We start from the raw sequence: 17841 nt of genomic DNA on the forward strand, positions 1-17841 counted from the left end.
GCAGACACGTACGAAAGGTAGAAGCAAACATGGCCTTTACCAAGAAGACCGTCCGCGACATCGATGTCGACGGAAAGCGCGTTCTCGTCCGCGTTGACTTTAACGTGCCTATCAAGGATGGCGTCGTTGGCGACACCACCCGTATCAAGGCTGCCCTGCCCACCATCAACTACCTCGTTGAGCACAACGCTCGCGTCATCCTCATGAGCCACCTCGGCCGTCCCGAGGGCACCGGCTTCCAGCCCGAGCTGTCCCTCGAGCCCGTCGCCAAGAAGCTCGCTGAGTTCTCTGGTCTCGACGTTGCCTTTGTCGCTGACACCTACGGCGAGAAGGCTGCTGAGGCTGTCGCCGCCGTCGAGCCGGGTAAGGTCCTCGTTCTCGAGAACGTCCGTTTTGACAAGCGTGAGAAGAAGAACGATCCCGAGATCGCCAAGAAGCTCGCTTCCTATGGTGACGTCTTCGTTCTCGATGCCTTCGGCACCGCTCACCGCGCCCAGGGTTCCGTCGTGGGCCCCGCCGCTTACCTGCCTGCCGTCGCCGGCTTCTTGCTCGAGAAGGAGGTCGACACGCTGACCGGCATCTTCGCCGAGCCCGAGCGCCCCTTCGTCGCCATCGTCGGCGGTTCCAAGGTTTCCTCCAAGATCGGCGTTCTCGATCACCTCATCGACTCCGCTGACACCCTGATCATCGGTGGCGGCATGGCCTACACCTTCTTCCTGGCTCAGGGCCTGTCCGTTGGTCAGTCCCTCAAGGAAGAGGACTGGGTCGAGCGCGCCGGCGAGATGCTCAAGAAGGCCGAGGAGAAGGGTGTCAAGATCCTACTCCCCATCGACAACCGTGTTGCCGATCACTTTGGCGAGGACGCTGTCCCCGAGGTTGTTGCTTCCGACGCTATCCCCGACGATCGTGAGGGTATGGACATCGGTCCCAAGACCGAGGAGCTCTATGCCGAGGCTGTCAAGGGCGCCAAGACCGTGTTCTGGAACGGCCCCATGGGCGTCTTCGAGTTTGACAACTTTGCTCACGGCACCCAGGCTATCGCCGAGGCTCTCGCCGAGGCTGACTGCACCTCGATCATCGGCGGTGGTGACTCTGTCGCAGCTGTCAACAAGTTCAACCTGGCCGACAAGATGAGCTGGATCTCCACCGGTGGTGGCGCTTCCATGGAGCTCGTCGAGGGTAAGGCCCTGCCCGGAGTGGAGGCGCTTCTCGATGCCTAATCGCACCCTTCTTATCGCTGGTAACTGGAAGATGAACAACGACGTCGCCGAGGCCGCCAAGCTCGCCGACGAGCTGGCTCAGGCTCTGCCCGAGGTTCCGGCTGGCGTCGAGGTGCTCGTCTGCCCTCCGACCATCGACATCACCACGGTTCATGACCGCATTCAGGCTGCCCCCATCGCCCTCGGTGCACAGAACGTGTACTGGGAGGCCAAGGGTGCCTTCACCGGTGAGTCTTCTTGCGACATGCTCAAGTCCGCTGGCTGCACCTACTGCATCATCGGTCACTCCGAGCGTCGCGACTACTTCCACGAGACCGACGAGGATCAGAACAAGAAGGCTAAGGCTCTCGTTTCCGCCGGTCTTGTTCCCGTCTTCTGCTGCGGCGAGTCCCTCGAGGTCCGCGAGGCTGGCACCTATGTCGAGCACGTCGTGAACCAGGTCAAGGCTGGCCTTGCTGGCCTTGAGATCACCTGCCCCAAGCAGGTCGTCGTCGCCTACGAGCCCATCTGGGCCATCGGCACAGGCAAGACCGCTACCGCCGAGGACGCTCAGGAGGTCTGCGGCGCTATCCGTGAGACCCTCAAGGAGATGTTCGGCGAGGAGCTCGCCAACGGCATCCGCGTGCTGTATGGCGGTTCCGCCAAGCCCGGCAACATCGCCGAGCTCGTCGCCAAGCCCGACGTTGACGGCGCCCTCGTGGGCGGCGCTTCGCTCAAGGCTGCCGACTTCGCCTCTATGGTCGTCAAGGCAGGCGAGTAGGACATATGGCACAACGTCATCTTCCTGCACTCCTGATCATCATGGATGGTTGCGGCCTTGCTCCGGCCGATGGCGAGAACGCCGTCGCCGCTGCCAAGACGCCCTTCCTTGATAGCCTGTACGAGAAGTACCCCCACACCACGCTCGGCGCTTCGGGCGAGGACGTGGGCCTTCCCGACGGCCAGATGGGCAACTCCGAGGTGGGTCACCTCAACATCGGTGCCGGCCGCATCGTGTTCCAGGAGCTTTCGCGCATCAACAATGCCATCAAGGACGGCTCCATCGCCAAGAACGAGGTTTTTGTCAAGGCTATGGACGATGTCAAGGCTGACGGCAAGACTCTCCACCTCATGGGCCTTATGAGCCCTGGCGGTGTTCATTCTCATATGAACCACGTTGAGGCTCTGGTCAAGATGGCTGCCGAGCATGGCGTCAAGACCGTTCGTGTCCACGCCTTCATGGATGGCCGCGACGTCGACCCGCAGTCCGGTGCTGGCTACATGAGCGAGTTCTGCGCCTTCCTGGCCAAGATTTCCGAGGAGACCGGTTGCGACGCTCGCGTTGCCACCGTCTCGGGTCGTTATTGGGCGATGGACCGCGACAACCGTTGGGAGCGCATCCAGCGTGCCTACGACGTCATGGTCAATGCGTCCGATGCCGATACCGACCCCGTTGCCGGCATCAAGGCCTACTACGAGAAGGATCCGCGCGGCGACGAGTTCGTCGAGCCCTTCGCTGCCCACAATGAGGGCATCCACGAGGGCGACGCGGCCATCTTCTTCAACTTCCGTCCCGACCGCGCCCGTCAGATGACCCGCGTGTTCACGGACAAGGAGTTCGACGGCTTTGAGCGCGAGCAGATCAAGCTCTCGCACTTTGTGACGATGACTGAGTACGATCCGACGTTTGACGTCGAGGTCGCCTTCCCCAAGACGTTCCCCGAGAACGTCCTGGCCGACGTTATCGCCGCCAATGGCCTGAAGCAGCTGCACACTGCCGAGACCGAGAAGTACGCCCACGTGACGTTCTTCCTCAACGGCGGCATCGAGGAGCCCAAGGAGGGCGAGGAGCGCGTGCTCGTCGCTTCCCCCAAGGTTGCTACCTACGATCTGCAGCCCGAGATGAGCGCTCCCGAGGTTACCGAGAAGCTCGTCGCCGCCATCAACGAGGATCGCGCTGATTTCTACATCGTGAACTTCGCGAACTGCGACATGGTTGGCCACACCGGTGTCTTCGACGCTGCCGTTAAGGCTGTCGAGGCTGTTGACGATGCCCTGTCCAAGGTTGTCCCGGCGATTCTCGCCAAGGGCGGCTTTGCGCTGATTACCGCCGACCACGGCAACGCCGATCACATGTTTGACGTTGCTTCCGACGGTTCCAAGCATCCGTTTACGGCTCACACCACCAACCGCGTGCCGTTCATCATCGTTGATGAGAAGGCACAGCTCACCGGTATCGAGGACGGTCGTCTTTCCGATATCGCCCCGACTATGCTCACCATGGCTGGTCTGGAGCCTTCCGCCGAGATGACGGGCCGCGTGCTCGCCACCGAGGCCTAAGAGAAAACTCCAAGCGTTTTCATGCAAGGGGGTTGCCCATATTCGGGCAACCCCCATTTTGGTATTTCTGCCATTTCTACCCCGTCCCCGAGTGGCAGGTAGGGGAGAGCGGGGGATTGTGGTACAGTACTGGAGTTTGAATTGTTCTATTAAGGAGCTTATCTATGGGTCCGTTCCAGATTCTTCTGTTTGTCGTTTGGGCTGTCTCTGCCGTGGCGCTGACGATTCTCGTCCTGATGCATTCCGGTAAGGGTACCGGCGTTTCGGATATGATTGCCAGCTCGCTGTATAACTCCAGCTCAGCCACAGGCGTTATGGAGCAGAACCTTGACCGCCTGACCGTCATTATGGCTGTCGTGTTTGCCGTGTGCGTCGTGCTGTGCATGTTCTTCTTCCCGCAGGGCATCGTGGGCTACTAAGCTCGAACCACATAAATATTTGAAAAGGGTTCCGCAAGTGCTGAACCCTTTTTGTTTACATATTTGTAACAGAGTCAAAATATCCTCATATACTTCGCCCAACTAAAGAAAATCTCGACCGTTAACCGGAATTAGCCCCAAATCGTGCATAAAATGCGCTACTGTATTGCAATACGTTGGCCCGCTTTGTATAACCAGCCAAAACGGCGGACCGCGTTTGAATGGTTCGATTGGGCTGTCTTGACGTTGCCCGACCGAACTTACTTTGTCCTATCTCATAAGGAGGATGGCATGGCTGATTCTATGTTCCACCAGCCCGTTATGGGTCGTCGCGCCTTTGTCGGCGGCACCCTTGCTGCGAGCTCTATGGCTTTTCTTGCCGCATGCGGCAAGAAGGGCGGCGACACTTCCGGTTCTGAGTCCGGTTCGACGCTGAACTTCTACATCAACAACCCGGTCTGCATCGACCCCTACAATGTTCAGGAAGATCAGGGTACTCAGGTCGAGTACCAGCTCTTTGACGCTTTGACCTCTTACGACGCCGAGAAGGGCGAGATCGTTCCGCTGGCTTGCGAGTCCTTCGAGGCCAACGACGACGCCACCGAGTTTACCTTCAAGATCAAGAAGGCCAAGTTCCACAACGGTGACGACGTTACCTCCAAGTCCTTCAAGCTCGGTTGGGAGCGTCTGGTCAACACCAAGTCGGCCATCGCTACCGAGTACGGCCCTTCCGAGGTCTCCTATCACCTTTCTATGGTCGAGGGCTATGACGACCTGCTTGCCGGTAACGCTACCGAGCTCAGCGGTGTTACTTGCCCCGACGATGAGACCCTCGTCGTCAAGCTGTCTTCCGCTTACGCCGACTTCCCCTTCGTCGCCTCTCACCCGGCTCTGGCCCCGGTTCCCGAGTGCGCCGAGTCCGATGTCAAGAGCTTCTACCTTGCACCGGTCGGTAACGGCCCGTTCATGATGGACGGCAAGTGGGAGGATGGTCAGGAGATCAACCTCAAGAAGTTCGACGATTACTATGGCGACAAGGCCAAGATCGATAGCATCCACTTCCAGGTCATCAAGGACATGGAGACTGCTTACAAGGAGTTCCAGGCCGGTAACCTCGATGTCTGCGACGTTCCCGTTGCTCAGATCGATGCCGCCAAGAAGGATCGCGGCGTGTCCAAGGACGGCTACACCATGGGTGACGGCGAGCGCATGCTGCTCGGCGCCGAGCCTTCCACGTACTATCTGACCTGCAACACCACGGCCGAGCCGTTCAACAACGCCGACCTGCGTAGGGGCATCTCCCTGGCCATCAACCGTGAGGCCATCTGCAAGACCATCTTCAAGGGTACCCGTACCCCTGCCGACGGCATTGTTCCTCCGGGCATCGATGGCTACAAGGAGGGCGCATGGGAGTTCTGCGCCTACGATGTCGACAAGGCTAACGAGTACCTCGACAAGGTTGCTCCCGCTGGCGCTAACGGGGATCGTGGCATTAGCGTGACCCTTTCCTACAACCAGGACGGCGGTCACAAGGAGATCATGGAGTCCATCATCGGCGACCTCGCCAAGGTTGGCGTTACCGCTGTCTCCGATACCCCTGAGTGGTCTGCCCTGCTCGAGCAGTATCAGAACTTTAACTATCAGTTCGGTCGTCTGGGTTGGATTGCCGACTACCCGATCATGGACAACTTCCTGTATCCGCTGTTCCATTCCGACTCCCTCGGTGGCGACAACCGCTCTGGTTACAGCAACCCCGAGTTCGACGCCAAGGTCGACGAGGCTCGTGCTATTGTTGACGACAAGGAGCGCGTCGCTAAGATGCAGGAGGCCGACGCAATGGTCGCTGCCGACTGCCCGGTCATCCCTGTGATGTTCTACACGCACACCATCGTCGGTTCCGATCGCATCAAGCACCTCTATGTCGATCCGCAGAAGCATGCCGAGCTGGGTACCGCTGAGCTCGCCTAAGAGTTTGCAGCTTCCGTGAGGGTCAAGTATTTACGTAGACCTCATGGGAAACATACAGTTCTCCCTAACCTGGGGTAAACTGGCTGATGGTAATTTTGGGATGCCGGTCTGGCGATCGGCATCCCATTTAGGTTAATCCCTAGATAGGGGAGTGGTATGGGTAAGTACATCGTTAAACGTGTGCTTCAGTTCATCCCGGTGTTTTTGGGCGTTACGCTGATTCTGTTCGCCCTCCAGAATATCGTGCCGGGAGATCCGATCAAGCTGATCGGTGGAGACAAGGCTCTGTCCCCCGAGGTGGAGCTTCAGCTTCGCGTCCGCTATCACCTAGTCCAGTCGGACGAGGACGGCAACGCGATTCTTGACGAGAACGGCGATCCCGTTCAAACGTCGCTCGTGGACCGTTACTTGTATTACATGAACGGCCTGCTTCATGGCGATCTGGGCAATTCGTATCAGCGCAAGCTGCCGGTTACGGAAATCTTTGCCCAGAAGTATCCGTATACGGTCAAACTTGCCGCGTGCGCCATCGTGCTCGAGGCAATTATGGGTATCGGTGCGGGTATCATTTCGGCGGTAAAGCGGTATTCCTTCTGGGATATTTTGGTAACGCTTACCACGTCGATCCTCGTTGCGGTCCCGGCCTTCTGGCTCGGTATGTTGCTGCAGCTGTTCTTTGGCGTCATTCTCAAGGACGCCACGGGCGGTGCATTCTCCATGCCGATCTCGGGTGCCGGCGGTTCCAGCTCTCAGTATCAGGATTGGATGCACTATGTGCTTCCGACCATTACGCTGGCTTCGGTTTCGACCGCTTATGCCGCCCGCATTATGCGCTCGCAGCTGCTTGACGTCATGAACCAGGATTACATCCGTACGGCAAAGGCCAAGGGTCTCTCCAATCGCGCGATCATCATCAAGCATGCGCTTAAGAATGCACTCATCCCCGTCGTTACCTATATTGGTGTCGACTTTGGCGGCATGCTTTCGGGCGCCATCCTGACCGAGACGGTCTTTAACTGGCCCGGTATCGGCTATGAGGTCTATCGCGCCATTAGCATGCGTGACTGGCCCATCGTTATGGGCGGCGTTACGCTCATCGTCGTCGTCGTCATGGTGATCAACCTGCTCGTCGACATTAGCTATGCATTCCTCGACCCGCGCATCCGCCTTGGCGGTCCGTCGGATAAGGCCTAAGGGAGGTACGTCTCATGCAGGAAACTGATTCTCAGTCTCAGGAGCAGGCTACCGCCACCAAGGCCGCATCTGCTCCCGCCAAGTCCCGCACGCTGTGGGGCGACGCTTTTAAGCGTCTTCGTAAGAACAAGCTCGCCGTTATCGGTGTCTGCTGGATCATCATCGTCGTTGTGGTTGCCCTGACCGCAGATCTGTGGGCTAAGCCCTGGCTCGGTTCGCCGACGGCTTCCGACTCGACCACCATGGCTCAGACGTCGCTGCTGGCTCCGTGTGCCGAGCACCCGTTTGGCACCGACGCCCTAGGTCGTGACATTCTCGTCCGCGTTATCTACGGTGCACGTGTTTCGCTGTCCGTCGGCATTATGGCCACCGCGATCTCCACGCTGATCGGTCTGGTCATGGGTGCTCTGGCGGGTTTCTACGGCGGCATCTGGGATACGATCATCATGCGCTGTGCGGACATCTTCCTGGCGTTCCCGTACGTGCTGTTCGTTGTCGCCATGATCGCCGTTATCGGTCGTGGTCTTCAGAACGTCTTTATCGCCATCGGTATTCTCGGCTGGCCTTCGATTGCGCGCGTCTTCCGCTCTGCAATCTTGACGGTCAAGGAAAACGACTATGTTGACGCTGCGCGCGCGATGGGTGCATCCGATGCTCGTATCGTCGTGCGTCACATCTTCCCGAACTCCGTCGCCTCTATCGTGGTCTACGCAACCATGAACATTGGTGGCGCCATTCTGACCGAGTCCGCTCTGTCCTTCCTCGGCATGGGCGTTATTCCGCCTACGCCTTCGTGGGGCTCCATGATTCAGGACGGTCAGCAGTATCTTCTGACCGCTCCCTGGATGATGATCATGCCCGGTCTGGCAATTCTCTCGACGGTGCTCGCCTTCACCCTGCTGGGTGACGGTCTGCGCGACGCCCTCGACGTCAAGATGAAGGACGCATAAGGATGAAGAAGAACAAGAACTATGTGGACCTGAAGGACCAGCCGGTTCCCGAGGGCCAGCATCTGCTCGAGGTCGATGACCTTAAGATGTATTTCCACACCGAGGATGGCGTCGTTCGTGCTGTCGACGGTGTCTCCTACACGCTCGATCGCGGCGAGACCCTGGGCGTCGTCGGTGAATCCGGCTCCGGTAAGTCCGTGACCGCCATGACCATCATGGGCCTTATCTCGATGCCTCCGGGAAAGATCGAGGGCGGTGACGTTCGCTATCGCGGCCGCTCCATCCTCGAGATGACCGAGGAAGAGATGCAGCACATTCGCGGCAACGATATCGCGATGATCTTCCAGGATCCTATGACCTCCTTGAACCCGGTTTATAAGATCGGCAAGCAGGTGGGCGAGGGCCTTCGTCTGCACCGTGGCTACTCCAAGCAGGAGGCGCTCAAGCGTGCCACCGAGCTTTTGGACCTCGTTGGTATTCCCGAGCCCGAGAAGCGCGTCAACGAGTATCCGCACCAGTTCTCTGGCGGTATGCGTCAGCGCGTCATGATTGCCATGGCTCTTGCCTGCGATCCCGATATTCTGATTGCCGACGAGCCCACGACGGCTCTGGACGTTACCATCCAGGCTCAGATTATTGAGCTTATGCAGGAAATGCAGGAGAAGAACGGCAACGCCATCATCATGATTACCCATGACCTGGGCGTCGTCGCCGACATGGCCGACAAGATCATGGTTATGTACGCCGGCCGTCCCGTCGAGTTCGGTACTGCTGAGGAAATCTTCTACGAGAGCCGCCACCCCTACACCTGGGGCCTTATCCGCTCCATCCCGGAGCAGGCCATCGAAGAGAAGAAGCCGCTTACGCCGATTCACGGCAACCCGCCTTCGCTCATGAACCTGCCCGAGGGCTGCGTGTTCTCGCCTCGTTGTCCCTATGCGACCGATAAGTGCCGCAAGCAGCGCCCCGAGCGCGTTGTCACCGAGTCTGGTCATTACTCTGCATGCCACTACTCCGGTGACCCCGAGTTTCTCAAGAACGCTCCTGAGACGTCCCGTACGCGCAAGGATTCCAAGAAGGGAGGCGAGGCGTAATGGCAGATACCAACGAGCGTACTCCGTTGCTGAAGGTCGAGCACCTCTCTAAGGAGTTCCCCGCTGAGTCCGGCATGTTCGCCAAGCGTTTTTCCAAGCGTGTCGTCTCTGCTGTAAATGACATCTCTTTTGAGATTTATCCTGGCGAGACCTTTGGTCTGGTTGGTGAGTCTGGTTGCGGTAAGTCCACGACGGGTCGCACCATCATGCGCTTGACCAAGCCGACCGCCGGTAAGGTGTTCTTCCAGGGCAAAGATGTTGCCGAGATGAGCAAACATGAGATCAAGGACATGCGTCGCGAGATGCAGTTTATCTTCCAGGATCCCTATGCTTCGCTCAACCCTCGTATGACCATCGGCGAGATCGTCTCCGAGCCCATGACCATTCACGGCGTGGGCACCAAGGAGGAGCGTATTGAGCGTGTCCGCGAGCTGCTGGACGTCGTCGGTCTGAACCCCGAGCACATCAACCGCTATCCGCACGAGTTCTCCGGCGGTCAGCGTCAGCGTGTCGGCATTGCCCGCGCGTTCGCTCTGAAGCCCAAGCTGATCATCTGCGACGAGCCTGTCTCTGCACTTGACGTTTCCATTCAGGCCCAGGTTTTGAACCTGCTGAAGGAGCTTCAGGATAAGTTCGGTACTGCTTATCTCTTCATTGCTCACGACCTCTCCGTCGTGCAGCACATCTCCGATCGCGTTGCCGTTATGTACCTGGGTAAGATGGTCGAGGTTTCGGACTGGAAGACGCTCTACAGCGAGCCTCACCATCCGTACACGCAGTCGCTGCTGTCTGCCGTGCCGGTGCCCGATCCTGATATCCAGAAGACCCGCAAGCGCATCATCCTCGCCGGCGATCCGCCGTCACCGCTGGATCCGCCGACCGGCTGCCGTTTCCACACGCGCTGCCCGATCGCTCAGGGTATCTGCTCCGAGAAGCTTCCTGATTTTAAGGAAGTTGCCCCGGGCCACTGCTGCGCCTGCCACTTTGCCGAGCCGTTCCCGATCAAGGAATCGCACATCGACCTGTAGTCGGTTGTTCTCGTCCGGGTCCGCCCTGTTGTTACTTTTCAGAACGTCCTCGGACATGTCGGAAGCCCTGCTGCGCGCTACGCGCTGCGGGGCTTCCTCCGTCCTGCGGGATGTTCTGAAAAGTAACAACAGGGCGGGCCCTGCGGTAACTCGGCAGGGGGAGTGCGACTCCCTGAGCGCTCACTTAAATTAATGAGAAATTAAGCGAGGCCGGAGCTTTAGCTCCGGCCTCCTTATATAGTGGCTCGGCAAAGCCGAGCCACTAAATTTGCATCAGCCCCCAGAACATGTTTGAGAACGGTGCCTGGAGAATGTGTTTGTAGGTCCCGAATCGGTGTTGCCTCCCGGCGCATTCCGCAGGGGGAGCGATATTTTGCAGCACGAAGTGCGCAGCAAAATATCGCTCATGCCCGAGGACGCGCCGGGAGGCAACACCGATTCGGGACCGGACATATAGATCTACCTGCTCATTTACAAATTCGTAAACTTTTTTCAAAAAAGTGCTTGCACAGTTCTCGAATCATAGGTTATTATCTTCCTCGTTGAACGCGCGGGTCCAACAAAACGAACTGCGAATCAACAACATAGCATGTCGGAGTGGCGGAATTGGCAGACGCGCTAGCTTGAGGTGCTAGTGACCGCTTTTTGGTCATGCGGGTTCAAGTCCCGCCTCCGACACCATCGCATTTGAGAAGCCTCTTCGGAGGCTTTTTTGTTACCGATAGACGGTGAGGTCCACGATGGAAACGCTTGAGCGCAACGAGTGGGCAGACGTTGCCCAACTGGTCGAGATCACGAGCGATGCTGTCATCATCTGTGAGCTCGACGGAACCATTCTGCATGTGAATAATCGTTTGCTCGACCTGATGTGCGAGGAACGCGCTGACGTCATCAGCGGTGATGTCAAAGACGTTCTGTACTCGTCTGCCTTTGAGCGCGCGACCGAACATCGTCTGCCGTTTGAGACCGATGGCTCCGAGAGCGAGCTGATGCTCAAGCTGAGCGACGGGTCTTTTATTCCCGTCTTGGTTCGCGCAGGTTCCGTTACGCCTCCGCGTATCTTTGGACGTCGTGCACCGCGTGTCCTGGTGGCGCTTCACAGCATCGAAGAGCAGTATTCCCACGATCGTCAGCTCAAACGTGCGCTATCGGAGCTTAGGGTGGCGAATAAACGCCTTTCGGGTACCCTTTCGGTCATTATGAGTACCGTGGACTCCGATGAGCTCCCCAGCTTGCTCGATACCGTTTTGAATCAGCTCGTTGGAACGCTCGATGCCTCCGGTGCGGCTATCTATTTTTCCGAGAGCGGCGGCTTTAAGCTCCGCGGTGTTTCTAAGGAGCTTGAGGACAGCTATCTGCCCGAATTTCTGCCGTACGGCGCGGGCATTCCGACCTACGTGCTTCGCGAGTCGCGTGCCTGTCGCCTGTCGATTCAGCAGGACCTTGAGGGCGACCGGGTTGCTTCGGGTATGTTCATGGATTTGGACAATCGTTCCAAGCACTTGCTGCGCGTGCAGGATATGCCCCCGTATCGCAGCGAGATCTGTCTTCCCGTGTTTTACGGCACGCAGGTCCTTGGCGTGTTGGAAGTTGGCTGGAAACGCCCCCAGGCGCCACTTGCCTATGACGTTAACGTGCTCGAGGTCATTTGCGATTACCTGTCTATTCAGCTGGTCGGCATGGCGTCGAGCTTACGTTCGCGCCGCACGGCGGAGCTCGGTCGCTCACTCAATTTGCTGCGCGACGAACTGTTTACCTATCTCGATGATCCTGTTGCCGCTTCGCGAGCGGTGTCGACGGAAATCTGCGCGGTGCTCAATTGTCATTTCTGCCCCGTGGAATATGACGCGAGTCTTGACGCCTATGTCATCGATTTTGAGGGCGGCAGTCGTGTGGCGTTGCCGGGCGATCCGGAGTCGCTCTTCTTTTCCACCACCGCACCGGCTGCGCGTTTGGGGGTCGCTTCCGATGGTTTTGAGCCGTCGGTGCTGGGCGGTGCGAGTGCTGATGATCTTAAGCATGTGCGCTTGACCCGCGTCGACGAATCCATGCCTATGGGCGGATGGTTGAGGGCTCATGGCCTGCCGTGCCAGGGCCTCTATGTCGATTCCGGCTTCGAGGCGGGACGCGTTCGTTCGGAGGGCGGCGGTCGGCGGAACAACGATGCAATCGTTCCCGCCGACGTTGCCAAGGGACCGACGACGCGCGCATTGCTGCTCCGCGATGGCAGCCAAGAACCAATTGACGACCTTGAATACGACTACCTGGTGCATCTGGCGCATGACTTTGAGCTGATCTATGAAGGCGAGTCTCAAAAGCGCGAAGAGCGTCATATCGCTCAGACGCTTCAGATTGGCATGAGAAATTCGCTTGGTGACGTTCCGGGCATTGCAACCGATTCGGTATATCTATCGGCAACGAATTCTGCGTTGGTCGGCGGTGACTTCTATACGCTTGTCCGACTTCCCGACGATTGCGCCGTTATGATTTTGGGCGATGTATCCGGCAAGGGAATCGAGGCGGCGTCGATGTCGGCGCTCGTCAAGACAGCGCTGACGGCCTATGCCTGGGAGGGTGCGGGGCCTGCCCGTATGGCACGCTCGCTCAATAGCATGCTCATGGGCTTTTCGAGGGCCGAGACGTTTGTGACGGCGTTTATCGCCAAGATCGATCTTAAAGCGGGTCGCGCAACCTATTGCTCTGCGGGGCATCCTCCCACTATGGTCATTAGGCCGTCGTCGACGCCGCTTGGTGGCGGTGAAGCCCGAGGCGGAGAAGTGGAGCTCCTTGGGTGCCAATCGGGCGTGATCGGTGCCTTTGAGAGCATGGTGTACGAGACGGGCGTGTTTACGTTCGCTCCTGGTGACATGCTATTTATGTATACCGACGGAACAATCGAAGCACGTGATCGCTCGGGTGCTTTCTTTGGCGAGCAGCGCCTTCGTGACCTTCTGCTCTCTGTCTCGGGTGAGGGCGTATCGGGAATCTGCGGCAAGGTCTTGGGCGAGCTTGACCGCTTTACCGAGTCGGCGCTGAACGATGACATCGCGCTGGTTTCCCTTGAGTTTTTACGGGGTCGATCGTAGGTCACGACGCCTGACGGGCGAAATCTGCGCGGTTGCAGATACGTGTGCATCGAGCGAGCTCTTTTGGGGAACCATGGTCGTATGAATGAGTGGAATGACATAGCGGTTTTGACGCCACCGGGCGATATCGACATCGCCTCGGTGCCCGCACTGCGCCGACGGTTGGATAATTTGATCGACCGGGGCGTGCGACGTGTTGTCATCAATTGCCAGACCGTGGGTTTTATCGACTCGACGGGTTTGGCGTTTTTGCTTACACGTGCTAGAGAGCTTATGAGGCATGAGGGACTGCTTTCGCTCGTTAACGCCTCCGATGAGGTCGTTCGCTTTTTGGAAATTGCCCGACTTGTCGACATCCTTCATGTTGCGGGCCCGGCGCGTGAGTCGATTCCCGCCATTCCGGTGGGGGAGTTGCCGCGATGGAGCAAGAGCGTCGAAGTGCGGCGAGGCATCGAGAATCTCCCGTATTATCGGCACCGTGTGGTCGAGCTCCTCGAATCACTTCCCCTGAGGCGTGATGAACGCTATGACGTCGCATTGGCGTTGGGGGAGGCATTGGGTAACGCATATGACCATGCGGGCGGTGTTGGCTGCATCCTGACGGTTCAGGCCTATGGGGACCGTGTTGTGCTCGAGGTGCTTGATCGTGGCGTAGGCTATTCTATCGATGGGGCGAGCGAGCCGGTGGCATCCGAGGAACGCGGACGCGGTATCAAGCTTATGCGTATGCTCGTCGATAATGTGGAAGTTGCCCGTCGTACGGATGGCGCCGGCACACGTGTTCGGATGGTGAAGCTGTATAGCTCGGCATTGGAATCGTGCGCTTAGGGTCTTGGCTTGGCATTATTTACCTGCATGAACTTGCTTCGAGCAACTTTTTTGAAAAAAGTACTTGCGTCTTTAGGACAACTCGCGTAAATTAATAACCCGCAAGCGGACATGGCTCAGTTGGTAGAGCACAACCTTGCCAAGGTTGGGGTCGCGGGTTCGAGCCCCGTTGTCCGCTCCATTGCATTTCCGGACCGTCTCAAGCGGTCCTTTTTCGGCGAAGTGGCCAAGTGGTAAGGCAGAGGCCTGCAAAGCCTTTACCCCCGGTTCGAATCCGGGCTTCGCCTCCAGGCAACATCCGGGCGCTCCGGCGCCCGTTTTGTTTTACATATGCGGACATGGCTCAGTTGGTAGAGCACAACCTTGCCAAGGTTGGGGTCGCGGGTTCGAGCCCCGTTGTCCGCTCCAAGCGCAACAGCCCGGCTACTACGGTAGCCGGGCTTTTTCGTACCCATCGCCTGGGCTCGAACTTTTTTCAAATTATTCGAAAATAGTTCTTGCATTAGGGTGGATCATCCCGTATATTAAATCCTTGCAGGCGGACATGGCTCAGTTGGTAGAGCACAACCTTGCCAAGGTTGGGGTCGCGGGTTCGAGCCCCGTTGTCCGCTCCATTTGGGCGTTTAGCTCAGGGGGAGAGCGCTTCCCTGACACGGAAGAGGTCAGAAGTTCAAATCTTCTAACGCCCACCAAATGTTCGCAGCTCAGAGGCTTAGTCTCTGAGCTGTTTTTGTTTTGGTCACCAAATGAGTCGCCAAATCGCCGGCAAAAGGTATCTCAATTCATGAAAGAGTGGTTCTGAGCGTCTGTTTAGCCTTGTCATCTCAATCGAGTGGGGGTTGACCATTTTGAACATAACCGTGCATCTCGTTGACGTTTCAGCGATCGATCCCGGCGAGACCGTTGATATGGCATCAATCGCGGGACGCTATGCCTTACGTGCCTCCAATGGGGATTTCCCAATTGCGTCTCGGAGAGAAGCTGCAGGCGTGGGTCTGCTTCTTCGCGACGCCCTGGGTGTCTTCGACGACACCCAGCTTGCGTGTTCTGCTTTCGGCAAGATCGAGCTTGCGGATGGGGAGGCCCCCTCTATTTCCATTTCACATGGCGGAAGCGTGGCCGTCCTCGCTGTTTCCGATGTTGCTCGGTCGGTCGGAGGACCTATTGGCGTGGATATCGAGGCGATCGATGAGATTGCCCCCGTTGCGGTTGGGCGTATGGCAAACGACGACGAGCGCGTGTGGATTAACGCTGCCCCCAATTTGCAAGAACGCAATCTTCGCCTGAGTCAGACGTGGACGCGTATCGAGGCCATCCTCAAGGCTGAAGGCGTCGGGTTTTCGATTGACCCTCGCAAAGATGGCATGCCCGGTGGATGGAATACTTCGTCGGTGACATACGGTCGCTGCGTCATCTCTTGTGCGGCGCGCTCTATGCCTCGTATCGTCCTCAGGGAGCATACCTTTCGGGTAGCATAGGAGCCAATCGCTAATAGGGGAGGCCGCTATGCCGCTGAACGCTCAAAACGATATCGCTTCACGGATCGAGGATGCCGTCTTTGAACTTATGGGGACGACGCCGGTGCAGGCGATCAAGGTGACCGATGTGCTGAGGCTCGCGCACACCTCGAAATCGACGTTTTACCGCTGCTATCGTTCTGTTGACGACGTTGTTAAGCGATTTGAGGACGATCTGCTCCACAACATGCAAGAGATTAACGACGTTGCCCTTGAGGCGCGCTTTGGTGACGCTCAGCTCGATCCGACGCCGACGATGATTAAGCGTATGGAGATCCTGCAGCGCAATCGTTCGAAGGTGCTCGCGCTCAACAGTGAAAACGGGGACCCCGTGTTCACGCATAAGGCTACGGTTTTTATGCATGAGTATTTTCGCGACCGTCTGCGCTCAACGTTTTCTGACGAGACCGATCTTGACCTGTATCTGGCTTTCGCTCTCGCGGGTCACCATAACCTTATCCAGTACTGGCTCGAGGTCCGTCCCGATTTGGAGGCGCGCACCGTTGCCGCCGCGCTCAATCGCATGTTCTATGCGCCGTTGTTTGTCGACGACGCCTCGCGCCGTTGGCACCTACGTATCCCCGATTTTGAAAAGCCGCTCGGGTGAACGGCTGATTTTTAGGGATGAACGGTTGCATAGGTTGCGGATTCAGAGTAATCCGGCCCTATGAATCGATTTAAGTATGGCCATTTATCTGCTATTTGGACCGCCTAGCCCCGATGTGTCCCATATGATGGGACACATCGGGGCTTTTTGTCTCACGCGTTTCGTTTAACCCCTCGTAAACTAAAGCTACGTTCAAAAGAACCACTGCAGTAGTTCAACGTGTGACGGCACAGAAAAGCCGCGAGCGTTCTCTCACCTTCGCTCGCGGCTGGACTGCGCCATCATTCCGTACACCTTCACATGATTAGGATGTGATATTCAGTGGTTACGCTCGGAAAGAACATGCGCAGCGTCTCGATTGTAGGCGTAGGCTGCACCCCGTTCAAGGATTTTGAGGAGCATCCCGAGACCCAGGGTATTGGCGAGGGCGAGGCGTTTGGCTATGCGGCTCTCGAGGCAATTGCCGATGCCGGTCTTGAGCCCCGCGATATCGACTTTTTCTATCACGGCAGCGCCAATCCGTATCTCGTTGGCGATTGCATTACCCCCAACATGCAGGTTGCCGATTGGTTTGGCGTTCGTGCCAAGGGCTCTGTCCATCATTCCGAGGCTTGCTGCACGGGCTACGTCGCCCTTGAGCAGGCCGTGATGGCAGTCGCCTCCGGTGCCTACGATGTTGTCCTTACGGGTGCCTGCGATTTGGCTTCGACTCTTCCCGTTGAGCACATGCCCTCCCATATTCGTCAGGACTTTACGCTCGACGTCATGATCCCCTCGCTCGATAAGATTTATGACCGCGCTTATGGTCGTCCGCTCGACGGCGCCTTTGGCGTGTCGTTCGACAACTGGATCAACGAGTATTCGATGCAGTACGACCTTACCGCCGATCAGATCGATGATGCCCTGAACGGCCTTACCAAGAGCCTTCGCCGCGGTGCCGTCCTGAATCCCCTTGCCTGGTACGAGACCACGGTCGAGGAGGACGCGAAGGCAGCTGGGTTCGATACCGCCGACGAGTATCTCAAGAGCATGTACAACCCGCGCGTTACGCAGTACCTGCGCGTTACTGGCTTTGAGAAGAAGTGCGACGGCGCCGCCGCTGTTGTCGTAATGCCCACGGAGAAGGCAAAGGCCATGGGCGTGCCGTATGCGCCTATTGAGGTTCTGGGTACGGGCGCCTCTGCTGTCGAGGCCGGTCTGTTCCACAACGAGCACTGGGCTACCGAGCTTGCCGCCAAGCAGGTCTATGACCTTACCGGCGTGAGCCCCGATGAGATTGACCTGTTCATGTGCAACGACTTCTTCCTGGCTTCCGAGATCGTCTCGGCCGAGGAGTGCGGCTATATTCCGCGCGGCGAGGCCTGGAAGTACGCGATCGATGGTCGCACCGCTTTTGACGGCGATAAGCCCATCAACCCGCACGGTGGCCGTTGCAACTTCGGTCACGCCCATGGCGCATCCGGCATCGCCGATATCGTCGAGGCCGTTAAGCAGATGCGTGGCGTCGCCGGTGCCACCCAGATGAAGAAGGTTCCCGAAACGGCTTTCCTGCGCGGTTTTGGCGGTTCTCAGAACGTGCGCTGCCAGATCCTTCGTACCGTCGCCTAAGCG

At 57.8% G+C, this 17841-nt stretch carries 14 protein-coding genes and 6 tRNA genes; all 20 read left to right on the top strand.

What is annotated here, in order from left to right:
* The first annotated feature begins 29 nt into the window (after positions 1 to 29).
* Positions 30 to 1220 carry a phosphoglycerate kinase gene (locus tag AAAX36_RS00120; RefSeq protein WP_349073636.1) on the top strand — a complete coding sequence of 397 codons (1191 nt, stop codon included), beginning with the start codon at positions 30 to 32 and terminating at the stop codon, positions 1218 to 1220.
* The gene (tpiA, locus tag AAAX36_RS00125; protein ID WP_035138884.1) at positions 1213 to 1980 is read left to right on the top strand and encodes a triose-phosphate isomerase; all 768 of its coding nucleotides are present in this window, start codon (positions 1213 to 1215) and stop codon (positions 1978 to 1980) included. The genes AAAX36_RS00120 and tpiA overlap by 8 nt, the downstream gene beginning before the upstream one ends.
* 5 nt (positions 1981 to 1985) lie before the next feature.
* Positions 1986 to 3539 (top strand): 2,3-bisphosphoglycerate-independent phosphoglycerate mutase, encoded by a 1554-nt coding sequence (gene gpmI, locus AAAX36_RS00130; protein WP_035138883.1) that lies wholly within the window; start codon positions 1986 to 1988, stop codon positions 3537 to 3539.
* A gap of 164 nt (positions 3540 to 3703) precedes the next feature.
* A complete protein-coding gene (gene secG / locus AAAX36_RS00135; protein ID WP_006236144.1) occupies positions 3704 to 3958 on the top strand; it encodes a preprotein translocase subunit SecG in 255 nt (84 codons plus the stop codon).
* A 291-nt stretch (positions 3959 to 4249) separates the two neighbouring features.
* Complete coding sequence (locus AAAX36_RS00140) at positions 4250 to 5926, top strand: ABC transporter substrate-binding protein (RefSeq protein ID WP_035138882.1); 1677 nt, start codon at positions 4250 to 4252, stop codon at positions 5924 to 5926.
* 156 nt (positions 5927 to 6082) lie between these two features.
* The gene (locus tag AAAX36_RS00145) at positions 6083 to 7120 is read left to right on the top strand and encodes an ABC transporter permease (RefSeq protein WP_117877270.1); all 1038 of its coding nucleotides are present in this window, start codon (positions 6083 to 6085) and stop codon (positions 7118 to 7120) included.
* A gap of 14 nt (positions 7121 to 7134) precedes the next feature.
* Positions 7135 to 8070, top strand: a complete 936-nt coding sequence (locus tag AAAX36_RS00150) for an ABC transporter permease (RefSeq protein WP_022094886.1) — start codon at positions 7135 to 7137, stop codon at positions 8068 to 8070.
* A 2-nt stretch (positions 8071 to 8072) separates the two neighbouring features.
* Entirely contained in the window at positions 8073 to 9164 is a 1092-nt protein-coding gene (locus tag AAAX36_RS00155) for an ABC transporter ATP-binding protein (RefSeq protein ID WP_022094887.1), read from the top strand.
* On the top strand, positions 9164 to 10192 hold the full coding sequence (locus AAAX36_RS00160) for a dipeptide ABC transporter ATP-binding protein (RefSeq protein WP_349073637.1): 1029 nt from the start codon (positions 9164 to 9166) through the stop codon (positions 10190 to 10192). The genes AAAX36_RS00155 and AAAX36_RS00160 overlap by 1 nt, the downstream gene beginning before the upstream one ends.
* A 591-nt stretch (positions 10193 to 10783) precedes the next feature.
* Positions 10784 to 10873 (top strand) — tRNA-Leu (locus AAAX36_RS00165).
* Between the two features lie 59 nt (positions 10874 to 10932).
* The gene (locus AAAX36_RS00170; protein WP_349073638.1) at positions 10933 to 13278 is read left to right on the top strand and encodes a SpoIIE family protein phosphatase; all 2346 of its coding nucleotides are present in this window, start codon (positions 10933 to 10935) and stop codon (positions 13276 to 13278) included.
* A gap of 81 nt (positions 13279 to 13359) precedes the next feature.
* Positions 13360 to 14106 carry an anti-sigma factor antagonist gene (locus tag AAAX36_RS00175; RefSeq protein WP_349073639.1) on the top strand — a complete coding sequence of 249 codons (747 nt, stop codon included), beginning with the start codon at positions 13360 to 13362 and terminating at the stop codon, positions 14104 to 14106.
* 105 nt (positions 14107 to 14211) lie between these two features.
* Positions 14212 to 14287, top strand: a tRNA-Gly gene (locus tag AAAX36_RS00180).
* A gap of 35 nt (positions 14288 to 14322) precedes the next feature.
* Positions 14323 to 14396: transfer RNA gene (locus AAAX36_RS00185), tRNA-Cys, on the top strand.
* A gap of 42 nt (positions 14397 to 14438) precedes the next feature.
* A tRNA-Gly gene (locus tag AAAX36_RS00190) sits at positions 14439 to 14514 on the top strand.
* 130 nt (positions 14515 to 14644) lie between these two features.
* A tRNA-Gly gene (locus AAAX36_RS00195) sits at positions 14645 to 14720 on the top strand.
* Positions 14721 to 14723: 3 nt separating this feature from the next.
* Positions 14724 to 14798: transfer RNA gene (locus AAAX36_RS00200), tRNA-Val, on the top strand.
* A gap of 147 nt (positions 14799 to 14945) precedes the next feature.
* A complete protein-coding gene (locus tag AAAX36_RS00205) occupies positions 14946 to 15584 on the top strand; it encodes a 4'-phosphopantetheinyl transferase superfamily protein (RefSeq protein WP_349073640.1) in 639 nt (212 codons plus the stop codon).
* Between the two features lie 28 nt (positions 15585 to 15612).
* Positions 15613 to 16230: a TetR-like C-terminal domain-containing protein gene (locus tag AAAX36_RS00210; RefSeq protein WP_349073641.1), complete on the top strand. Its 618-nt coding sequence runs from the start codon at positions 15613 to 15615 to the stop codon at positions 16228 to 16230.
* A 321-nt stretch (positions 16231 to 16551) separates the two neighbouring features.
* Positions 16552 to 17838: a thiolase family protein gene (locus AAAX36_RS00215; protein ID WP_349073642.1), complete on the top strand. Its 1287-nt coding sequence runs from the start codon at positions 16552 to 16554 to the stop codon at positions 17836 to 17838.
* Positions 17839 to 17841 lie beyond the last annotated feature (3 nt).

The sequence above is a fragment of the Collinsella sp. CLA-ER-H10 genome (assembly GCF_040092475.1).
Lineage (GTDB): Bacteria > Actinomycetota > Coriobacteriia > Coriobacteriales > Coriobacteriaceae > Collinsella.

Bases quoted from the DNA above. Each gene is read 5' to 3' on its own strand.
- AAAX36_RS00140 (WP_035138882.1), top strand. From the start codon at position 4,250: ATGGCTGATTCTATGTTCCACCAGCCCGTTATGGGTCGTCGCGCCTTT.
- gpmI (WP_035138883.1), top strand. From the start codon at position 1,986: ATGGCACAACGTCATCTTCCTGCACTCCTGATCATCATGGATGGTTGC.
- AAAX36_RS00175 (WP_349073639.1), top strand. From the start codon at position 13,360: ATGAATGAGTGGAATGACATAGCGGTTTTGACGCCACCGGGCGATATC.
- AAAX36_RS00210 (WP_349073641.1), top strand. From the start codon at position 15,613: ATGCCGCTGAACGCTCAAAACGATATCGCTTCACGGATCGAGGATGCC.
- AAAX36_RS00145 (WP_117877270.1), top strand. From the start codon at position 6,083: ATGGGTAAGTACATCGTTAAACGTGTGCTTCAGTTCATCCCGGTGTTT.
- AAAX36_RS00150 (WP_022094886.1), top strand. From the start codon at position 7,135: ATGCAGGAAACTGATTCTCAGTCTCAGGAGCAGGCTACCGCCACCAAG.
- tpiA (WP_035138884.1), top strand. From the start codon at position 1,213: ATGCCTAATCGCACCCTTCTTATCGCTGGTAACTGGAAGATGAACAAC.
- AAAX36_RS00120 (WP_349073636.1), top strand. From the start codon at position 30: ATGGCCTTTACCAAGAAGACCGTCCGCGACATCGATGTCGACGGAAAG.
- AAAX36_RS00155 (WP_022094887.1), top strand. From the start codon at position 8,073: ATGAAGAAGAACAAGAACTATGTGGACCTGAAGGACCAGCCGGTTCCC.
- AAAX36_RS00160 (WP_349073637.1), top strand. From the start codon at position 9,164: ATGGCAGATACCAACGAGCGTACTCCGTTGCTGAAGGTCGAGCACCTC.
- secG (WP_006236144.1), top strand. From the start codon at position 3,704: ATGGGTCCGTTCCAGATTCTTCTGTTTGTCGTTTGGGCTGTCTCTGCC.
- AAAX36_RS00170 (WP_349073638.1), top strand. From the start codon at position 10,933: ATGGAAACGCTTGAGCGCAACGAGTGGGCAGACGTTGCCCAACTGGTC.